Genomic DNA, 2,861 nt, shown 5'->3' with positions numbered 1-2,861 from the left:
GATGATTTAATAACATCACCGTTTTTCTCCAAAATTTCAAATACCATAAAGACACGGGCTGCTTTTAATAAACAATCTTCCCGTAAAGCTATCGTAATTTCATAGGTATTAAAGTCTTGTTCAGAAGACTGTAAAATAACGGTCTTTTCAAAGTCATCATAAGATAGCTTTAATTCACCTGCTGTAATTAGAGGTTTTTCAATTGAATCGGCAACCAATGTAGCTGCACTTTCCAATTGTGCTAATTCCCCTCCGACTACCGTTGTATCTGGTTCACCAGCTTCAATGCGTTTTAATTTTTCAACTGTCGCCTGAACATTCCGTTTGCCATCTCCACCATCAGCGATATGAAACACCATCTGTTCAAGATGATCAACAGATTCAAATACAACATCCAAAATCTCTGCAGTAACTTTAATTTTTCCGTTACGAATGGCATCTAGTATATTTTCCATTTTATGTGTTAAATCTGCTAAATCCTCATAGCCCATTGTTGCTGCCATCCCTTTTAAGGTATGGGCAGAACGGAATATTTCTCCAACAATTGTTAAATCGTCCGGATTTTTTTCCAACTCCAATAAATGTTCGCTGCATGCTTGCAAATGTTCTTTGCTTTCTTCAATAAACATTTCTAAATATTGATTTAATTCCATTTAGAAGACACCCCTTTTTTTAAGGCATATATTTCATAATTGTCTGTGCAATATGATCAACATCCGCCACTTCATCTACAAGCTGCGTTTCCACGGCAGCTTTTGGCATTCCATAAACGATACACGTTTCGGCTGACTCTGCAATAGCAATTACATTTCCTGTATTTTTAAGTGAAACTAATCCTTTTGAGCCGTCGTAACCCATTCCGGTCATAATAACAGCAATTTTATCAAAATCCGTATATTGACTTACATTTTCAAACATGACATCTACAGATGGGCGATGACCTGATCGCGGGGGCTCATCTTGATCAAGTACGACAGCGAAACTTGATCCGACTTTTCTCAATTTAAGATGATAACCACCTGGGGCAAGATAAGCGGTTCCTTTTTGTAATATATCTCCATGCTCTGCTTCTTTTACATGGATTTCACTCAATTGATCAAGTCTTGTGGCCAAAGATTTTGTGAATCCTGCAGGCATATGCTGAACGATCATAATCGGTGCGTTTACTGTTCCAGGTATTTTTGTAATCACTTCCTGTAAAGCCCTTGGACCTCCTGTAGAAGTACCGATTAATATAATTTTCCTGGACGTTTTCCCCCATGCTTTTCGGGGAATTGCTGGATTAAACGTTTCCAACGGTTTAGTCTTTATACCATTGGATCCTTCATTTGCAACTGTCTCACCTATTGGTTGATTAATGGCTAAAGATGTACGCATCGGCTTTTTCAACTTCGAAATGGAAATTTTAGAAGCTCCAACTACTTTCCGAACTAATTCATCTTGAATTTTATGTAAATCTAGCGAAATTGTCCCACTCGGCTTAGCTACAAAGTCAACTGCTCCATACTCCATCGCCATTAAGGTATTATCCGCTCCACGTTGTGTAGTACTTGAAAGCATGACAACAGGCACAGGATACTTTTGCATAATTTCCTTTAAAGCATCTAACCCATTCATTTCCGGCATTTCAACATCCATCGTTACGACATCCGGCTTTAGCTGTTCCATTTTTTTTAGTGCGTCTTTACCGTTTCGTGCTGCTCCTATTACTTCAATGTACGGATGGTCCAAAAAAAAATCACTTATTAACTTCCGCATAAAGGCCGAATCGTCAACAACCAATAACTTACTTTTCTTTAGGATCTTCATTTAACCACGACCTCTCGAAAAGATGCTTTTTAATTTGGATAAAAACTTACTTGATTGACTTGAAGCATGTACTTCTATCATTTCTGTTTCTGCTGTTAAAAACTGTTGAACAAGCTTGCCCATAGTTTTTGAGACAGGAGCATCCGGATATGTCGTCGTGAACAAGGATTGTTGGCGGACGGCTTGGCGGACAACTGGATCTTCTGGAAGCGAACCAAGAATATGGACATCCTTTTCCAGAAATTTCTTCATGACTGTTTTTAATCGCTGAGTCGTTTCCAAGCCTTCCTCTGCTGTAAATGCGCGATTACATAATAAATAGAATTTCTTCTGAGAATCTTTTAGATGAATAAACTTCATCATTGAATAGGCATCCATTATGGAAGTTGGTTCAGCTGTTGAAATGACGATAATTTCCTCAATTGATGTCAATAAATCGAGCGACCAATCAACGACACCTGCACCCATATCAAAGAATACAAAATCATATTCCTTTTGCAATGTTTCAAAAGCTGTTATTAGACGTTCAAATATAGCCGGGGACCAATCCATTAATGACGACATGCCCGATCCTCCAGATATATAGCTGACACCTTCTTCTGTTTTAAACGTGACATCTTCCAGTGCCAATTGACCATCCAAGTAATCTTTCAAACTATATTTCACAGAGTTGCCCACTAAAATATGGACATTCCCCATCCCGATATCCATATCTAGGATGATTACCTTTTTACCGGTTTTAGCCAATAGTGTTGCGAAGTTGGTTGTAAAATTGCTTTTTCCTACTCCGCCTTTACCGCTTACAACTGCAATTGATCTTCCTATCGTCTCTTCGCTTTCAAGCATTTTTTGACGTAGTTTATCAGCTTGATCCTTCATCTAAATTCTCCTTGAAAAAAAGCTCTAGTAGTTTATCACTACTTGGTTGTTCTAAATCTTCTGGTACTTCTTGACCATTCGTATAGTAAGCGAGTCCTTTATTATATTTAATCATTAAATTAAACATAGTGCCAATAGAATTTGTTTCATCAAGCTTTGTAAAGATAAACTTT

Annotated in this window: 3 protein-coding genes and 1 pseudogene; all 4 read right to left on the bottom strand. The window is 37.8% G+C overall.

The window, feature by feature from the left end; all coding sequences use genetic code 11:
• Positions 1-653, bottom strand: a 653-nt coding sequence (locus AC52RT_RS03670) for an Hpt domain-containing protein (protein ID WP_495539497.1), incomplete at its 3' end; no start/stop codon positions are given.
• A gap of 19 nt (positions 654-672) precedes the next feature.
• Positions 673-1,809 (bottom strand): protein-glutamate methylesterase/protein-glutamine glutaminase, encoded by a 1,137-nt coding sequence (locus AC52RT_RS03665; RefSeq protein WP_495539496.1) that lies wholly within the window; start codon positions 1,807-1,809, stop codon positions 673-675.
• A complete protein-coding gene (locus tag AC52RT_RS03660) occupies positions 1,810-2,688 on the bottom strand; it encodes a MinD/ParA family protein (RefSeq protein ID WP_495539495.1) in 879 nt (292 codons plus the stop codon).
• Positions 2,672-2,861 (bottom strand): annotated as a pseudogene (locus tag AC52RT_RS03655) (flagellar biosynthesis protein FlhF); the annotation flags it as partial. The gene AC52RT_RS03660 and the pseudogene AC52RT_RS03655, both read right to left, overlap by 17 nt.

Source organism: Peribacillus sp. (assembly GCF_059453735.1).
The sequence above is the reverse complement of the archived record's forward strand: the minus strand, read 5'-3'. Positions and strand labels throughout refer to the sequence as shown.

Bases quoted from the DNA above. Each gene is read 5' to 3' on its own strand.
- AC52RT_RS03665 (WP_495539496.1), bottom strand. From the start codon at position 1,809: ATGAAGATCCTAAAGAAAAGTAAGTTATTGGTTGTTGACGATTCGGCC.
- AC52RT_RS03660 (WP_495539495.1), bottom strand. From the start codon at position 2,688: ATGAAGGATCAAGCTGATAAACTACGTCAAAAAATGCTTGAAAGCGAA.